This is a genomic window from Streptomyces sp. NPDC032721 (genome assembly GCF_055579625.1).
The window spans coordinates 534,477-549,759 of sequence record NZ_JBVIMX010000001.1 but is presented as its reverse complement, the minus strand read 5'-3'; the positions used below and the strand labels follow the sequence as shown (position 1 = coordinate 549,759).

The 15,283-nt window shown below is 69.9% G+C and carries 16 protein-coding genes, 1 tRNA gene and 1 pseudogene; 15 read left to right on the top strand and 3 right to left on the bottom strand.

The annotated features are described in order from the left end of the window. Positions 1-13 precede the first annotated feature (13 nt). Complete coding sequence (locus ACZ5PB_RS02320; RefSeq protein ID WP_468687001.1) at positions 14-1,288, top strand: ATP-grasp domain-containing protein; 1,275 nt, start codon at positions 14-16, stop codon at positions 1,286-1,288. A 73-nt stretch (positions 1,289-1,361) separates the two neighbouring features. Continuing rightward, positions 1,362-1,449: transfer RNA gene (locus ACZ5PB_RS02315), tRNA-Leu, on the top strand. Positions 1,450-1,475: 26 nt separating this feature from the next. On the opposite strand, the gene ACZ5PB_RS02310 is transcribed toward ACZ5PB_RS02315, so the two are convergent. Continuing rightward, positions 1,476-1,781 carry a MerR family transcriptional regulator gene (locus tag ACZ5PB_RS02310; protein WP_468686999.1) on the bottom strand — a complete coding sequence of 102 codons (306 nt, stop codon included), beginning with the start codon at positions 1,779-1,781 and terminating at the stop codon, positions 1,476-1,478. 202 nt (positions 1,782-1,983) lie between these two features. Here ACZ5PB_RS02310 and pcaDC point away from each other — a divergent pair, with 202 nt between their 5' ends. The 8 genes from pcaDC to ACZ5PB_RS02270 all read left to right on the top strand — a co-directional run bounded on the left by pcaDC (position 1,984) and on the right by ACZ5PB_RS02270 (position 8,698). After that, on the top strand, positions 1,984-3,282 hold the full coding sequence (pcaDC, locus tag ACZ5PB_RS02305; protein ID WP_468686996.1) for a bifunctional 3-oxoadipate enol-lactonase/4-carboxymuconolactone decarboxylase PcaDC: 1,299 nt from the start codon (positions 1,984-1,986) through the stop codon (positions 3,280-3,282). Between the two features lie 37 nt (positions 3,283-3,319). After that, a complete protein-coding gene (locus tag ACZ5PB_RS02300) occupies positions 3,320-3,952 on the top strand; it encodes an MBL fold metallo-hydrolase (RefSeq protein WP_468688243.1) in 633 nt (210 codons plus the stop codon). A gap of 69 nt (positions 3,953-4,021) precedes the next feature. After that, entirely contained in the window at positions 4,022-4,801 is a 780-nt protein-coding gene (locus ACZ5PB_RS02295) for an exodeoxyribonuclease III (protein ID WP_468686994.1), read from the top strand. A 102-nt stretch (positions 4,802-4,903) separates the two neighbouring features. Further along, positions 4,904-5,338 (top strand): DUF6278 family protein, encoded by a 435-nt coding sequence (locus tag ACZ5PB_RS02290; protein WP_468686993.1) that lies wholly within the window; start codon positions 4,904-4,906, stop codon positions 5,336-5,338. A gap of 167 nt (positions 5,339-5,505) precedes the next feature. Beyond that, complete coding sequence (locus ACZ5PB_RS02285; RefSeq protein WP_468686991.1) at positions 5,506-6,249, top strand: amino acid ABC transporter ATP-binding protein; 744 nt, start codon at positions 5,506-5,508, stop codon at positions 6,247-6,249. Between the two features lie 13 nt (positions 6,250-6,262). Further along, positions 6,263-7,168 carry a glutamate ABC transporter substrate-binding protein gene (locus ACZ5PB_RS02280; protein ID WP_468686990.1) on the top strand — a complete coding sequence of 302 codons (906 nt, stop codon included), beginning with the start codon at positions 6,263-6,265 and terminating at the stop codon, positions 7,166-7,168. A 16-nt stretch (positions 7,169-7,184) separates the two neighbouring features. After that, positions 7,185-7,829: an amino acid ABC transporter permease gene (locus ACZ5PB_RS02275; RefSeq protein WP_468686988.1), complete on the top strand. Its 645-nt coding sequence runs from the start codon at positions 7,185-7,187 to the stop codon at positions 7,827-7,829. Continuing rightward, on the top strand, positions 7,826-8,698 hold the full coding sequence (locus tag ACZ5PB_RS02270) for an amino acid ABC transporter permease (protein ID WP_468686986.1): 873 nt from the start codon (positions 7,826-7,828) through the stop codon (positions 8,696-8,698). Before ACZ5PB_RS02275 ends, ACZ5PB_RS02270 begins: the two co-directional genes overlap by 4 nt. A 43-nt stretch (positions 8,699-8,741) precedes the next feature. Here ACZ5PB_RS02270 and ACZ5PB_RS02265 read toward each other — a convergent pair. Beyond that, positions 8,742-8,930: pseudogene (locus tag ACZ5PB_RS02265) on the bottom strand (acyl esterase); the annotation flags it as partial. Between the two features lie 7 nt (positions 8,931-8,937). Then, the gene (locus ACZ5PB_RS02260) at positions 8,938-10,134 is read right to left on the bottom strand and encodes a L,D-transpeptidase (RefSeq protein WP_468686984.1); all 1,197 of its coding nucleotides are present in this window, start codon (positions 10,132-10,134) and stop codon (positions 8,938-8,940) included. 306 nt (positions 10,135-10,440) lie between these two features. Here ACZ5PB_RS02260 and ACZ5PB_RS02255 point away from each other — a divergent pair, with 306 nt between their 5' ends. The 5 genes from ACZ5PB_RS02255 to ACZ5PB_RS02235 all read left to right on the top strand — a co-directional run bounded on the left by ACZ5PB_RS02255 (position 10,441) and on the right by ACZ5PB_RS02235 (position 15,274). Then, on the top strand, positions 10,441-11,625 hold the full coding sequence (locus tag ACZ5PB_RS02255; RefSeq protein WP_468686982.1) for a nucleoside hydrolase: 1,185 nt from the start codon (positions 10,441-10,443) through the stop codon (positions 11,623-11,625). Between the two features lie 153 nt (positions 11,626-11,778). Next, positions 11,779-12,879, top strand: coding sequence for a LacI family DNA-binding transcriptional regulator (locus tag ACZ5PB_RS02250; RefSeq protein ID WP_468686981.1), 1,101 nt, complete (start codon positions 11,779-11,781; stop codon positions 12,877-12,879). Continuing rightward, on the top strand, positions 12,876-13,856 hold the full coding sequence (locus ACZ5PB_RS02245; RefSeq protein WP_468686980.1) for a ribokinase: 981 nt from the start codon (positions 12,876-12,878) through the stop codon (positions 13,854-13,856). The genes ACZ5PB_RS02250 and ACZ5PB_RS02245 overlap by 4 nt, the downstream gene beginning before the upstream one ends. Further along, positions 13,849-14,238 (top strand): D-ribose pyranase, encoded by a 390-nt coding sequence (rbsD, locus tag ACZ5PB_RS02240; protein ID WP_468686978.1) that lies wholly within the window; start codon positions 13,849-13,851, stop codon positions 14,236-14,238. Before ACZ5PB_RS02245 ends, rbsD begins: the two co-directional genes overlap by 8 nt. 55 nt (positions 14,239-14,293) lie before the next feature. Further along, entirely contained in the window at positions 14,294-15,274 is a 981-nt protein-coding gene (locus ACZ5PB_RS02235; RefSeq protein WP_468686977.1) for a substrate-binding domain-containing protein, read from the top strand. Positions 15,275-15,283: the final 9 nt, after the last annotated feature.

Genomic DNA, 15,283 nt, shown 5'->3' with positions numbered 1-15,283 from the left:
AGCGATCACCCTCATGTCCCACTCCGACAACCCCACTCACCCTGTCGCGGTCGTCGTCGACGGCTACTCGGCGGGCGACTCCTACCCGCAGGCCTTCGCCGCCCTCGGCGCCCGGGTCCTGCACGTCCAGAGCACCGCGGAGCTCATGCCGACGCTCAGCCCTCCGACGCTCTCGGCGTACCTGGACAACGTGGTGTGCGCGGACGGCGACCTGGAAGAACTCGTCCGCCGCCTCAAGCCGTACGACCCCGTGTGCGTGGTGGCCGGCCAGGACGGCGCGGTCACCCTGGCCGACCGGCTGGGCGAGGCCCTGGGCGTACCGTCCAACGGCACGGCGATGTCCCCGGCCCGCCGCGACAAGTACGAGATGATCGAAGCCCTGCGCCGGGCCGGGGTGCGCTGCGCCGACCAGTTCAAGAGCGCGGACCCGCAGGCGATCGTGGACTGGGTCACGGCACGCGACAGCTACCCCGTGGTCGTCAAGCCGCTGAGCTCGGCGGCGTCCGACGGAGTGTCCATCTGCCGGACCGCCGAAGAGGCGCTGCGGGCCGCCGAGGCCGTACTCGCCACCCCGGACATCTTCGGGACGCGCAACCGCGAGGTCCTCGTCCAGTCGTACCTGGCAGGGACCGAGTACATCGTGGACACGGTCAGCTGCGACGGTCAGCGGTACACCTGCGGCGCCTGGCAGTACGAGAAGTCGCTGCTGCCCAACGGCAAGAACATCTACGACCGGGACATCCTGCTCGACGGCCGCAGCTCCCTCGTGGCCGACCTCACCGCGTACATCGACGAGGTCCTCGCCGCACTCGACGTCCGCTGGGGCCCGGCCCACGCGGAGGTCATCGTGACCCCGGAAGGACCCACCCTGGTCGAGATCGGCACCCGGCTCAGCGGCCACATCGACTCCGGCTTCCACGACGTGTGCCTCGGCCACAACCAGGCGGGCCTGACCGCGCTTTCCTACCTGCGGCCGGACGCCTTCAAGGAGAGTTACGGCCGCAAGTCGTACACCCGCCTCCAGCCGGCCGCCGTCTACGAGGCGCCCACGACACGGTCCGGCACGGTGACCTCCGTCGACGAGCCGACCGTCGCCGCGATCCACGCGCTGGAGAGCGTCCATCGCCTGGCAGTGAAGCTGAAGCCGGGCGACCGCATCACCCCCACCGACAGCCTGCTCACCAGTGTGATGCGCGTGCACATGACGGCCGTGGACGAGCACCAACTGTCCGCGGACCACGAGACGTTGCGCACGCTCAAGGAAGCGGTGTACCACGTGGCCGAGTAGCGGTAGCGCGCGTGCGGCGGGCGCTGCCCGCGGCTTCGGTACGGACCCGACCGGTCCGTACCGGGGCAAGCAAGCCCGGATGGTGGAACTGGTCAGACACCGGGACCTTAAAAGTCTCTGGCCGCTCGGCGGCCGTGCGGGTTCGAATCCCGCTCCGGGCACACTCAAAACTCAAAACGGCATGGATCTACGGATGCGAATCCGTGACCGCGATGACCTCGTCGAGCCGGTCCAGGGCGGCCCGAAGGCCGTCGGCCCTGGCCTGGATCCGGTCGCGTTCGGCGCGCAGCATGGCCCGTTGCTGGGCGTCGGTGTGTCCGGAGTCCCAGCACGGCAGGAGCTCGGTGATTCTCAGGCTGGTCAGACCGGCGGCGTACTTCTGCTGGAAGAAGCGGACCAGGGAGACGGCGTCCGACCGGTAGAGACGCTGATCGGAAGAGCTGCGCTCCGGTACGAGCAGCCCCTGCTGCTCGTAATACCGCACGGCCCGCACGGCACATGACCGCCTCGGCGGAAGCCGACCGGCCGGAGTGCGTCGGACTCGGCCCCGCGGCCCCGGCGGCACCGCACGCCGGGGGCACGGGTGGCCTCTCGAGGGTTCCGGCCGTGCCGGACCTGCCCCAGGGGGCGTGACAAGGCCCACTAGATTCACCCCGGCCATGTCATGTCCCGTGACGGATGAGAGGGTCGGGCGGGTGAGTGAGACGCCGAAGAACACCCTCCAGTACCGCTTTGACGGGCCAGAAGACGCCCCGGTCCTCATCCTGGGTCCCTCACTCGGGACCACCTGGCACATGTGGGACCGGCAGATACCCGAGCTGTCCCGGACCTGGCGGGTCTTCCGCTTCGACCTGCCCGGGCACGGTGGCGCGCCCGCCGAGCCCGCCGCTTCGGTCGGGGAGCTGACCGGGCGGCTGCTCGGGGTGCTGGACGAGCTGGGGGTCCAGCGGTTCGGGTACGCGGGCTGTTCCATCGGCGGGGCGATAGGCACCGAGCTGGCGCTGCGCCATCCGCACCGGGTGGCCGCACTGGCGCTGGTCGCCTCCTCGCCCCGGTTCGGCACCGCCGACGAGTTCCGCCAGCGCGGGGTCATCGTGCGGACCAACGGCACCGAGCCGATGGCCGCCGCCGCGCCCGGCCGCTGGTTCACCCAGGGGTTCGCCGCCGCGCAGCCCGCCATCGTCGAGTGGGCCGTCCAGATGGTCCGCACCACGGACCCGGGCTGCTACATCGCCGCCTGCGAGGCGCTGGCCGCCTTCGACGTACGGCCCGAGCTGGGCAGGATCGCCGCCGAGACCCTCGTCGTGGTCGGCGCGGAGGACCAGGTCACCGGTCCCGCCGAGGCCCGCACCCTGGTCGCCGGTATCCCCGACGCCCGCCTCGCCCTGGTGCCCGGCGCCTCCCACCTGGCCCCCGTGGAGCAGCCCGCCGCGGTCACCGACCTCCTGGTGCGCCACTTCACCTCCGCCTGGCAGGACTCCAGCACCACCCTGCTGGCGCCCGTCCCGCCGCTCCAGGCCCCCGTACCCGCCCCGGAAGCGGCGGCGGCTCCGGTGGATGCCGCGCCGCAGCATCCCGTCGCCGCCCCCGAGGAGCCGCTCCCGGCCGGCCGGCCCGACCCGTACGACGCCGGGCTCAAGGTCCGCCGCGAGGTCCTCGGCGAGGGGTACGTCGACCAGGCGCTGGACGGCGCCGACGAGCTGACCGGGGACTTCCAGGAGCTCCTCACCCGCTACACCTGGGGCGAGATCTGGACCAGGGACGGCCTCGACCGGCGCACCCGCAGCGTGATCGCGCTGACCGCCCTGGTCGCCCAGGGACGCCAGGAAACCCTCGCCACCCACCTGCGGGCCGCCCTGCGCAACGGGCTCACCCCCGCCGAGATACGCGAGGTGCTGCTCCAGAGCGCCGTCTACTGCGGCGTCCCGGCGGCGCACGCCGCCTTCGAGACGGCCCGCGAAGTGATCCGACAGGAGACCACCCCCCAGCCGTAGCAGGATGGAAACCATGAGCAGCAGCGAACCGAGCAGCATCTCCCTGACCAAGAAGTCCCACGCCTGCGTCCGCCTGGAGAAGGACGGCCGCACCCTCGTCCTGGACCCCGGCGCCTTCAGCGAGGCGGACGCGGGGATCGGCGCCGACGCGATCCTGGTGACGCACGAGCACCCCGACCACTTCAGCGAGCAGCACCTGCGCGCCGCCCTGGAGGCCAACCCGGCGGCCGAGATCTGGACGCTGCGCAGCGTCGCCGAACAGCTCGCCGCCGCGTTCCCTGGCCGGGTGCACACCGTCGGGCACGGCGACACCTTCACCGCCGCCGGGTTCGACGTCCAGGTGCACGGCGAACTGCACGCCGTCATCCACCCGGACCTGCCGCGCATCACCAACGTCGGCTTCCTCCTGGACGGCTCCGTCTTCCACCCCGGCGACGCGCTGACCGTCCCCGACCACCCGGTCGAGACGCTGCTCGTCCCGGTGATGGCCCCCTGGAGCAAGGTCTCCGAGGTGATCGACTACGTCCGCGAGGTCAAGCCGGCCCACGCGTACGACATCCACGACGCGCTCCTCACCGACCTCGCCCTGCCGCTGTACGGCCAGCACATCGGCAACCTCGGCGGCACCGCCCACAGGCACCTCGCCCCCGGCGAACGGGCACAGCTGTGACCTGCGGGGGCACCCCGCGAGCAGCCGTGAGCACCCCGACTGTCAGACCCCACGAGTAGGTTTGTGTACATGCGCATCGCGACCTGGAACGTCAACTCGATCACCGCCCGTCTGCCGAGGCTGCTGGCCTGGCTGGAGAGCACCGGCACCGACGTGCTGTGCATCCAGGAGACCAAGTCGACCGCCGAGCAGTTCCCCACCGACGCCCTGCGCGAACTCGGCTACGAGTCCGCGGTCAACGCCGACGGCCGGTGGAACGGCGTGGCGCTGGTCTCCCGGGCCGGCCTCGACGACGTCGTCACCGGCCTGCCCGGCGGCCCGGAGTACGGCGGGGTGCAGGAGCCGCGCGCCGTCTCGGCGACCTGCGGCCCGCTGCGGCTGTGGTCGGTGTACGTGCCCAACGGCCGCGAGGTCGCCCACGACCACTACGCGTACAAGCTGGAGTGGTTCCGGGCGCTGAAGGCGGCCGTAGCCGAAGACGCGGCGGGGACACGACCGTTCGCCGTTCTGGGTGATTTCAACGTCGCCCCGACCGACGCGGACGTCTGGGACCCGGCACTTTTCGAGTGTGCCACGCACGTGACCCCCGCCGAGCGCGCCGCCCTGGCCGCCCTGCGCGACGAGGGTCTGAGTGATGTCTTCCCGCGCGCCCTGAAGTACGACCACCCGTTCACGTTCTGGGACTACCGCGAGCTCGGATTCCCCAAGAACAAGGGCATGCGCATCGACCTCGTCTACGGAAACAAGCCGTTCACCGAGGCCGTCAGCGACTCCTACGTCGACCGCGAGGAGCGCAAGGGCAAGGGCGCGTCCGACCACGCCCCCGTGGTGGTCGACCTCGATCTCTGAGGTCACGGCTGCCCCTCGGGGCCCTGCGAGGGGTTCCTGAGGGGTCGTCAACACCCGCGCGCCTGTGGTGTGCAGAGCCATGTGGGTGCGAACCTGAACGGTATGAATTTCTTGGACACCTTTCGCAAGCGCCACAGCACGGCGCGGGGTACGGCGGTGTACACGTCCGACGACGCCGACCAGGAAGGCATCGCCGAACTGCTCTCCGAGTGCGAGCTGCTACGTGTCCGAGCCTCCCAGCAGGGCCTCGAACTGGACGACAGCCCCACCTCGTTGGCAGCCCTGGACCAGCTCCCGCCCCGCTGGCGGGACGACCCGGAGGAACTGCCCTGGCTGGGCAACGACGCCGGCCTCTACCTCGGCACCGTCATCGTCCGCACCGTCCCCGGCGCCCACTGGCACCTGTGGCCCAGCGGCACCCCCGTCGTGATGCTGGCCTCGGGCCGCGACATCGACGTGGTCGGAGCGGGCCTGGACTGGGCGGCGTACGGCGCCCCCGAGTTGTGCCAGGTGTACGCGGAGGCGTCCGAGGTCTAGGGGCCCGTCCAGGGGGCCGCCGGTGTGATCGTCAACGCCGCGCGTCAACCGCGTAAATACGGCTATTACCTGACCTGTCCTTCTTGTGCGTGTCGAGCGTGAAGTCCCTTTCCGGGATGGATAGTTTGCGCTGACCTCGACACAGCTGAGAGTGGGTAGGGCAGCGTATGGCCGTCGATCCGTTGATCGAGCTGGTGGGCGTCAACAAGTACTACGGAAAGTTGCACGTCCTCCAGGACATCGACCTCACCGTCGGCCGCGGGGAGGTGGTGGTGGTCATCGGCCCGTCCGGCTCGGGCAAGTCAACGCTCTGCCGGACGATGAACCGACTGGAGACGATCGAGTCGGGCAGCATCCGCATCGACGGGAACCCCCTCCCCGAGGAGGGCAAGGCGCTCGCGAAACTGCGCGCCGAGGTCGGAATGGTGTTCCAGTCCTTCAACCTCTTCGCGCACAAGACCGTGCTGGCGAACGTCTCGCTCGCGCAGACCAAGGTCCGCGGCCGGAAGAAGGACGAAGCGGACAAGCGCTCCCGGGAACTCCTGGAGCGCGTCGGCCTCACCGGGCACGCCGACAAGTACCCCGCCCAGATGTCCGGCGGACAGCAGCAGCGCGTGGCCATCGCCCGCGCACTGGCCATGGACCCCAAGGCCCTCCTCTTCGACGAGCCCACCTCGGCGCTCGACCCGGAGATGATCAACGAGGTCCTGGAGGTCATGCAGCAGCTCGCCGCCGAGGGAATGACCATGGTCGTGGTCACCCACGAGATGGGCTTCGCCCGCTCCGCCGCCAACCGCGTGGTGTTCATGGCCGACGGCCGCATCGTCGAGGACCGCACCCCGGAGGACTTCTTCACCCACCCGGAGAGCGACCGCGCCAAGGACTTCCTCTCCAAGATCCTCAAGCACTGAGCGGGGGAGCGACATGTTGCGTACCCGAAAACTCCTCGCGGCCCTCGCCCTCACCCTGCTCGCCGTCGCCTGCGGCAAGGAGGGCAGTCCGCCGGTCAAGGGCCCCAGCCCCGACGAACTCCCCGACTACAAGGTGGAGTCCGCCTTCTCCCTGCCGTCCTCGCCGACCTGGCAGAAGGCCAAGCGGCGCGGCCGGCTGATCGTCGGTGCCAAGGAGGACCAGCCGTACATGGGCGAGAAGGACCCGGCGACCGGCCGCTACTCCGGCTTCGACATCGAGATCGCCAAAATGATCTCGGCCTCGCTCGGCTTCGCACCCAGCACCATCCAGTTCCGCACCATCGCCTCCGCGAACCGCGAAACCGCCCTGCAGAACGGGCAGATCGACTACTACGTCGGCACCTACACCATCAACGACAACCGCAAGAAGCTCGTCGGCTTCGGCGGTCCCTACTACATGGCCGGCCAGTCCCTCCTCGTCCGCACCGACGAGAACGACATCAACGGGCCCCAGGACCTCGACGGCAAGCGCGTCTGCTCGGCCGCAGGATCCACCCCGTACCAGCGCATGCAGGCGGACTACCCGCAGGCCGACCTCGTCGCGTACGACACCTACTCGGTCTGTGTCGACAACCTGCTCACCTACCAGGTCGACGCCGTCACCACCGACGACACGATCCTGATGGGGTACGCCGCCAAGGTCCCCGACGAGATGAAGGTCGTCGGCGCCCCCTTCTCCAAGGAGCCGTACGGCATCGGCGTCCCGCGCAGCGACAACGCACTGCGGTTCGCCGTCGACGACGCGCTCGCCGCCCGCGAGAAGAACGGCGACTGGCAGAAGGCCTACGACGTCACGCTCGGGCTCTCCGGCCGCAAGGCCACCCCCGCGCCGCCCATCGACCGCTATCCGGCGAGCTGAGGGAGATCGCACCCGCATGAACGTACTCACCGACAACTTCTCCCTCTACGGCAAGGGATTCCTCGGCACGGTCGAACTCACCGTCTACGCCTCCCTGCTGGCGCTCGTCCTGGGCTTCGTCATGGCCTCCTGCCGGGTCTCCCCGGTCGGCTCCTTCCGGGCACTGGGCACCGCCTGGGTGACCGTGCTGCGCAACACCCCGCTCACCCTGCTGTTCTTCGCGGTGCTGCTGGGACTGCCGCGCTTCGGACTCGTCCTGCCCTTCCAGGTCTTCGCGGTGCTCGCGCTCGGCTGCTACACCTCCGCGTTCATCTGCGAGGCGCTGCGCTCGGGCATCAACACCGTGCCGCTCGGGCAGGGCGAGGCGGCCCGCAGCCTCGGCATGACCTTCGGCCAGACCCTGTCGACGGTCGTACTGCCGCAGGCGTTCCGCTCCGTCATCCCGCCGGTCGGCTCCACCCTGATCGCGCTCGCCAAGAACTCCGCGATCGCCGGCGCCTTCTCGGTGACCGAACTCCTGGGCACCTACAAGACCCTCAGCGAGCTGGGCTACAGCGTCATCTGGAGCTTCATCTGGATCGCTCTCGGCTACCTGATCATCACCCTCACCATCAGCGCGTTCTTCCACGCGCTGGAGAAGCGCTGGGGAGTCGCCCGATGAGCCGCGCCCTGTCCACCGAGTCCACCGCCCTCTACGACATCCCGGGCCCCAAGACCCAGCAACGCCACCTGATCTACGGGATCATCTCGACGATCCTGCTGCTCGGACTGGTCGGCTGGATCGTGTACCTCCTGTTCCACACCGACCAGTTCACGGCGGCCAAATGGACCCCCTTCGAGTACAAGGGCATCCAGGAACTCCTGCTCCACGGACTTGCCAACACCCTCAAGGCGTTCGCGTACGCGGCGGTGCTCTCGCTCACCCTCGGGGCGCTGCTGGCGGTCGGCCGCCTGTCAGAGCACCGCCTGCTGCGCTGGCTGTCCGGGCTGTGCGTGGAGTTCTTCCGCGCCATGCCCGTACTGGTGATGATCTTCTTCATCTTCGTGGCGCTGAAGGTCCAGCCGCTGCCCGCGCTGGTGGCAGGCCTGACGCTCTACAACGGCTCGGTGCTCGCGGAGATCTTCCGTACCGGAGTGAACTCCGTGGACCGCGGCCAGCGGGAGGCGGCGTACGCGCTGGGCATGCGCAAGACGCAGGTCATGACGCACGTACTGGTGCCGCAGGCGGTCCGGGCGATGCTGCCGACCATCATCAGCCAGCTGGTGGTCGCGCTGAAGGACACCTCCCTCGGATATCTGATCACCTATGAGGAGTTTCTCCATGCCGGAAAGCTCATCGCGTCCAATCTCGACTACGATTTGCCCTTCATCCCCGTAGTGCTGGTGATCTCGCCGATCTACATCGGGATGTGCATGCTGCTCTCCTGGTTCGCCAACTGGGTGGCCAGGCGCCAGCGGCGCAATCCCAAGACGGAGGCCGTGGACATCGGTCCGGCCGAGGCGGGGACGCTGCTGCCGAACAGGCGGTAGCTCAACAGAAGAGAGCACGGACCCATCCGGCAGCAGCCGGGGATCACTTGCCCCGAAGCGGTACCGACACGTAACCCGGGTCGGCCGCGGCGGACGAGAAGGTCAGCTGCGCGCCGGACGGGTTGTGCTCGATGTACGGCGCATTGCCGACCAGCTTGCCGAGGCCGAGCGGCCCCACGTCGTAGAGGTACGCGACGAGGGTGCCGCTCTCCTTGGTTTCACCAACGCGGGTGCGGGGCTCAGTCCTTGAGGGCGCTCTTGGACTGCCACTCGGCCCAGGAGACGTTCCAGTTGCCGTAGCCGTTGTTGAGGGCCTGGGTGCCCTTGGCGTCGTTGCCGGTGACCTCGAACGGGTCGCCGACCTGCACCTGGTCGTAGATCGACTTGGCGTCGGCGTCGCTCATCCCGACGCAGCCGGAGCTCTTGTTGGCGCTGCCGAAGTAGCCCTTGTTCCAGGGGGCGGCGTGCGCGTACATGCCCGACCAGGTCATCCGCATCGAGTAGTCGACCATCTTGTCGTAGGCGTCGCCCAGGCCGACGGTCTCGGAGCGCATGTTGATCGTGCCCTCCTTCGCCATCAGGACCGTCTTGCCGCGCCAGGACGCCTTCTTGCCGCCGGGGGTGCCCGCCGACATGGGTACGTCCTTGATCTCCTGGCCGTCGCGGATCAGCTTGAGGCGGTGGTTGTCGAGGTCGACCTTGACGATCTGGTTCTTCCCGATGGTGAAGTTCGTCTTGTAGTCGCGGACGAACCAGCCGCCGCCCTTGCCGGAGTCGACGCCGTTCAGATCGGCATCGAGGGTGACCTTGGTGCCGGGCTTCCAGTACTCCTTGGGGCGCCAGTCGACGCGGTCCTTGCCGGAGTAGTCCATCATCCAGCCCCAGGAGCCCTCGGTGTTGTTCGAGGTGGTGACCTTGAGCTTCTTCTCGACCTCGGCGCGGTTCTTCACCGGGTTGTCGAAGACGATCGACAGGGGGTGCCCGATGCCGATCGTGGTGTCCTTGCCGGGCGCCATCGACAGCTTGTTGACCTTGTCGGCCGCCGCCGTCCTGAACCCGGACTTCGCGGCGTCGGCGCCCGCGGCCTTCGCCTCGACCGTGTAGCTGGTGCCGGGGGAGGTGGTGCGGGAGGACGTCCAGGACTTGCCGTCGGTGGATATCTCGCCCGGCAGGACGCCGCCCTTGGTGTCCTTCACCGTGACGCTGTCCAGCTTGCTGCCCTCGGTCAGGGTGACCTTGACCGGCTCGCCCGCCTTCGCCTGCTCGCCCGACGCGCTCACGGAGACCTTGGTGCCGGCGGACTCCTTGTCGGCCGCGGAACCGGAATCCGTACCCGAACCGCCGCTGCAGGCGGTCAGGGCTGCTGCGGCCAGCACCGCGGTGCCGGTGAGGGCGGCGGAGCGAAGCCGGATGCGCGGGCGGCGTATACGGGTCAACTGGAAAACCTCCGTGGCGATGCGTGGCGCCGGCGTGCGGCACCTGTCCCTGTCTGTCCTCTCTGAAGGAGGTAATCCGTAAGGTCCCGGTTGCGGCAAACGAGGAACGCCCTTTGTGACAAGGGACGCAGCAAGTAAGGACGAAGGTCCCTGGACGGAGGTCCTTACGGCCCCTTGCGCGCGCGGGGGCGTCCGTGGCCCGCCCGGTGGCCCGCCGTCACCGTGGGTGCCTTGCCGTTGACCGGATTGCTCCCCATAATCGCGCGGTCCGCAGCCCCGCCAGTCGCTTCCCCATCGGAGGACACCGTGCGCAAGAGAACAGTCGGACCGCTGGTCGCAGCCGCCCTGCTCATCCCCTCGGTCGCCGCCTCGGCGCCCGCCGCGGGGACCGCCCCCGAAACCGCCGTCTCCGCCTCCGTACGGTCCGCCGCCTCCGTACGGGCCGCGGCCCAGGCTCCCGAGCCGCGAGGAGGCGGTGGGCGCAAGGTCATCCTCGACGCCGACATGGGCGAGCTGAACGACGACGCCGTCACCATGTTCATGCTCGCCAAGGCGAAGAACGTCGACTTCCTCGGCGTCACCGTGGTCAGCGGCAACACCTGGGTCGAGGAGGGCACCGCCTACTCGCTGCGCCAGCTGGAGCTGATCGGCCGCACCGACATACCGGTGGTCGCGGGTGCGGGCGAGCCGCTGATGCCCGGCCGGCAGGAGCGGCTCGCCGCCGAGAACGCGCTGTACGGGAAGGCGCCGTGGGCCGGGGCCTTCGACTCCGCGCGGCCACCGTCGTACGACAAGCTCGCCAAGCCCCCGTACGGCGGCTACCCGAGGACGAGGCCGAAGAAGGACACGGCCGCGGCCGACTTCATCGTCGAACAGGTCAAGCGCCACCCGCACCAGGTCACCGTCTTCGCCGACGGGCCCGCCACCAACCTCGCGCTCGCCGTGCGCACCCACCCCGAGATCGTGCCGCTGATCAAGGAAGTGATCTACATGGGCGGCGCCTTCGACAAGCCCGGGAACATCACCCCGGCCGCCGAGTTCAACTGGTGGTTCGACCCGGAGTCGGCCCGGATCGCCGTACGCACCCCGTTCCGCAAGCAGACGATCGTGCCGGACGACGCCGCACAGCACGTGGTCTACGGGAAGAAGGAGTACGACCGGATCGTCGCCGGGAAGCAGACCCCGATCAAGAAGATCTTCAAGGACCTCCAGGGCCCCGAGTTCGAGAAGGACCCGAAGGCCACCCACTTCCTCTGGGACGCGATCACCGCCGCCGTCTTCCTCGACCCGGCCGTCGCGAGGAGGACCGAGGTGCGGTACGTCGACGTGGACGCCAACTTCGGTGCGGACTACGGGCGTTCACTCGGATACAACCTCGCCGAGTTCAACGCGCCGAACAACCCGAAGGGCACCCGCAAGGCCGGGATCGTCCTCGACGTGGACGCCCAGCGGTTCTGGAACCTCTACATCGGGCTGCTGCGCAGCGAATAACCGCAGGCGCACACCCCTTGCGGTTGCGCGGGTTGCTTCTCATAATCCTGCCGCAACACGAGTTGCCAACTCGTGTTGCGGCAGGCGGGGTTTCCGTCCTGCGGAAGACGTAAGTCCTGTGGATGGCGTACGCAAGGAACTCCGGGGGTCGGCATGGCAACACGCCAGGACGTGGCGCAGCTCGCGGGCACCTCGCCCTCGGTCGTCAGCTACGTGCTCAACAACGGGCCCCGGTCCGTCGCCCCCGCCACCCGCGAACGCGTCCTGGCGGCGGTGCAGCAGCTCGGCTACCGGCCCAACGCGGTGGCCCGCTCGCTGAGGATGAGCCAGACGATGACCCTGGGGCTCGTGGTGCCCGACGCGGCCAACCCCTTCTTCGCCGAACTGGCCCGCTCGCTGGAGGATCACGCCTGGGCCGCCGGGTACACCCTGTTGGTCGGCAACAGTGTCGACGACCCCGACCGCGAGGCCGGATACATCCGCACCTTCGTGGACCGGCAGGTCGACGGCCTGGTCCTGATCCCCTCCCGGGGCGACCTGCCCTGGCGGGCCGAACTCGCCCGCTCCGGCGTGCCGAGCCTGGTCTTCGACCGCGAACTCGACGGCGTGGCCACCAGCTACGTCCTGGTCGACAACGCCCGCGGCGCCCGCACCGCCACCGAGCACCTCCTCGCCCACGGCCGCCGCCGGGTCGGCTGCATCGCGGGTCCGCTCGGCATCCACCCCACCGTCGACCGCGTCGTCGGCTGGCGCACGGCGCTGGAGCAGGCCGGTGTGCGGGCCGGCAGCGGCTCCGGCGGCCGCACCGGATGGGAGGCGGTGCCCGATGCGGCACCCCTGCTGCACGGTTCCTTCGGGCGGCTCGACGGCTACCGCTCCGGGCTCGCGCTGCTGTCGCGGGACCGCGCGGTGGACGCCCTGTTCGTCACCTCCGACGAGCAGGCGGCCGGAGTGCTGCGGGCCGCCACCGAGCTGGGCATCCGGGTCCCGGACGACCTCGCCCTGGTCTCCTTCGACGGCATCGCGGCCGGGGCTTACACGTGTCCGGCCCTGTCCACCATGCGCCAGCCGTACGACGAACTGGGGCGCACCGCCGTACGGCGGCTGCTGGACCGGATGAAGGACCCCGACCTGCCGCCGACCCGGGACGTCCTCCCGGTGGCCCTGCTGGCCCGGGGCTCGTGCGGCTGCCCGGACCCGGCGGGCGGCGAACACCCGCAATCCGATACGGAAACGAACGGTGATACCCAGTGAGCAACGAGCGCCTGGTCGTGGTCGGCAGCCTCAACATGGACCTCTCGGTCACCGTGCCCAGACTGCCGCAGCCCGGCGAGACCGTCGCCGGGGCCGACGTCGTGCGCGGGGCGGGCGGCAAGGGCGCCAACCAGGCCGTCGCCGCCGCCCGGCTCGGCGCCGAAGTGCGCATGATCGGCCTCCTCGGCGACGACGCGCTGGGCGGCGAACTGCGCGAGCAGCTCGCGAGCGAAGGCGTGGACGACGGGGGAGTGGCCCAACTCCCGGGAGTGGCGAGCGGATTGGCGCTCATCGTCGTCCAGCAGGACGGCGAGAACACCATCACCCTCTCCCCGGGTGCCAACCGCCACCTCGACGTGCCCGCCCTTGACACCCTCACCGGCGGCACCGTCGCCCGCCCCGCCGACACCCTCCTTCTCCAGCTCGAAGTGCCCCTGCCCACGGTGACCGCCGCGGCGCGGGCCGCCCGTGCGGCCGGTGCGCTGACGGTGCTCAACGCGGCGCCGCTCCCCCCGGAGACGGGGACGGAGCTCGCTGAACTCCTGCGCACCGTCGACGTGTTGGTGGTCAACGAGACGGAGGCCGCCGGACTGCTCACCCGTACCCACGACGACTGGGCCGGGCACGCCGAAGCCCTCCGCGCCCTCGGCCCCGGCACCGTCGTCATCACCCTCGGAGCAGACGGGGCGGTGGCCGCCGGGCCCCAGGTCGCCTGTACGGAGGGCGGATTCGAGGTCCGGGCGGTCGACACGGTCGGGGCGGGCGACGCCTTCTGCGCACAGCTCGCCCTCTCCCTCGGCTCCGGTACGCCGCTGCCCGCCGCGGTGCGCCGCGCCTGTGCCGCCGGAGCGCTGGCCACCACCCGGCGCGGCGCGCAGAGTTCGCTGCCCTCCGGCGCCGAAGTGGACGCGCTGCTCGCCGACTTCACCGACGTAACCCCGAACGGGCCCATGACGAACGAGGTGGACCATGCGTAACGACGGACTCTGGCACCCCAGGCTGCTGGAGATCATCACCTCCCTCGGCCACGGCGATCTGCTGGTCGTCGCGGATCCCGGGCTGCCCGTGCCGCCCGGTGTCGAGGTCGTCGACCTGGTGTGGCGGCGCGGCGATCCCGCGTTCCTGCCCGTACTCGAAGCGGTCCTCGACGAACTCGTGGTGGAACACGCCACCGTCGCCCACGAGGCCACCGACCCCGGCCTGCTGATGACCTTCGACCAGCAGTTCGCGGGTGCCGCACTCGACCGGGTGCCGCACGCACGGCTCAAGAAGCTGACCCGGCGGGCCCGCGCGATCGTACGGACCGGGGAGTCCACGCCGTACGCGAACGTCGTGCTGCGCGCGGGCGTCCCTTTCTGACTCTGACGCAGATTCTGACTACGTCTCAGGCCCCCTCCAGGAAGGCAGTTCAACGATGAACCGCAAGCAACTCGCCCGCGCCACCGCGACCGGCGCCGCCCTCCTCCTCGCCACCGCCCTGACCGGCTGCGGCCAGGAGGGCGGCTCGGGGTCCAAGGACTCCGCCAAGCCCAAGGACGGCAAGCCCACCGTCTGTCTGGTGATGAAGTCGCTCGGCAACGAGTTCTTCCAGACGATGCAGAAGGGCGCCGAGGCGCACGCCAAGAAGCTCGGCACGCTGGAGCTGAAGTCCAGCGGCATCCAGAACGAGACCGACATCGACGGCCAGGTCGCCGCCATCAACCGCTGCATCACCGAGCAGGCCGACGCCCTGGTACTGGCCCCCGCCGACTCCCGCGCGCTGGTCGCCCCGCTCGGCCGGGCCGCCAAGGCGGGCATCAAGCTGGTCAACATCGACGTCAAGCTGGACGACGGCGCACTGAAGTCGGCGGGCCTGGAGGTGCCGTTCGTCGGCCCCGACAACGCCGAGGGCGCCCGGCTCTCCGGCGAGGTCCTCGCCAAGAAGCTCGGCAAGGGCGGCAAGGTCGTCATCCTGGAGGGCAACCCGGGCGCGGCCAACGCCACCCAGCGCAAGGAGGGCTTCCAGAAGGCCGCCACCGCCGGCGGGCTGACCGTCGTCCAGTCCAAGACCGCGCACTGGGAGACCGACGAGGCGTACACCGTCCTGTCCAACATGCTCACCGCGCACCCCGACATCCAGGGCGTCCTGTCCTCCAACGACTCGATGACGCTGGGCGCGGTCAAGGCGATCGGCGCCGCCGGGAAGAAGGGGAAGATCCCCGTCGCCTCCTTCGACAACATCGAGGCCGTCAAGCCCTACCTCAAGGACGGCCAGGTCGTCGCGACCGTCGACCAGTACGCCGCCAAGCAGGCCGCCGACGGCATCGACGTGGCGCTCAAGGCCGTGAAGGGCGAGAAGTCCGAGGCCTGGGTGAAGACCGACGTCAAGGTCGTCACCGCGGCGGACGCGGGCTGACGGGGCCGA

Coding starts and splice junctions, on each gene's coding strand:
- ACZ5PB_RS02320 (WP_468687001.1), top strand. CDS start 14: ATGTCCCACTCCGACAACCCCACTCACCCTGTCGCGGTCGTCGTCGAC.
- ACZ5PB_RS02250 (WP_468686981.1), top strand. CDS start 11,779: ATGGCAACACGCCAGGACGTGGCGCAGCTCGCGGGCACCTCGCCCTCG.
- rbsD (WP_468686978.1), top strand. CDS start 13,849: ATGCGTAACGACGGACTCTGGCACCCCAGGCTGCTGGAGATCATCACC.
- ACZ5PB_RS02290 (WP_468686993.1), top strand. CDS start 4,904: ATGAATTTCTTGGACACCTTTCGCAAGCGCCACAGCACGGCGCGGGGT.
- ACZ5PB_RS02235 (WP_468686977.1), top strand. CDS start 14,294: ATGAACCGCAAGCAACTCGCCCGCGCCACCGCGACCGGCGCCGCCCTC.
- ACZ5PB_RS02295 (WP_468686994.1), top strand. CDS start 4,022: ATGCGCATCGCGACCTGGAACGTCAACTCGATCACCGCCCGTCTGCCG.
- ACZ5PB_RS02270 (WP_468686986.1), top strand. CDS start 7,826: ATGAGCCGCGCCCTGTCCACCGAGTCCACCGCCCTCTACGACATCCCG.
- ACZ5PB_RS02275 (WP_468686988.1), top strand. CDS start 7,185: ATGAACGTACTCACCGACAACTTCTCCCTCTACGGCAAGGGATTCCTC.
- ACZ5PB_RS02285 (WP_468686991.1), top strand. CDS start 5,506: ATGGCCGTCGATCCGTTGATCGAGCTGGTGGGCGTCAACAAGTACTAC.
- ACZ5PB_RS02280 (WP_468686990.1), top strand. CDS start 6,263: ATGTTGCGTACCCGAAAACTCCTCGCGGCCCTCGCCCTCACCCTGCTC.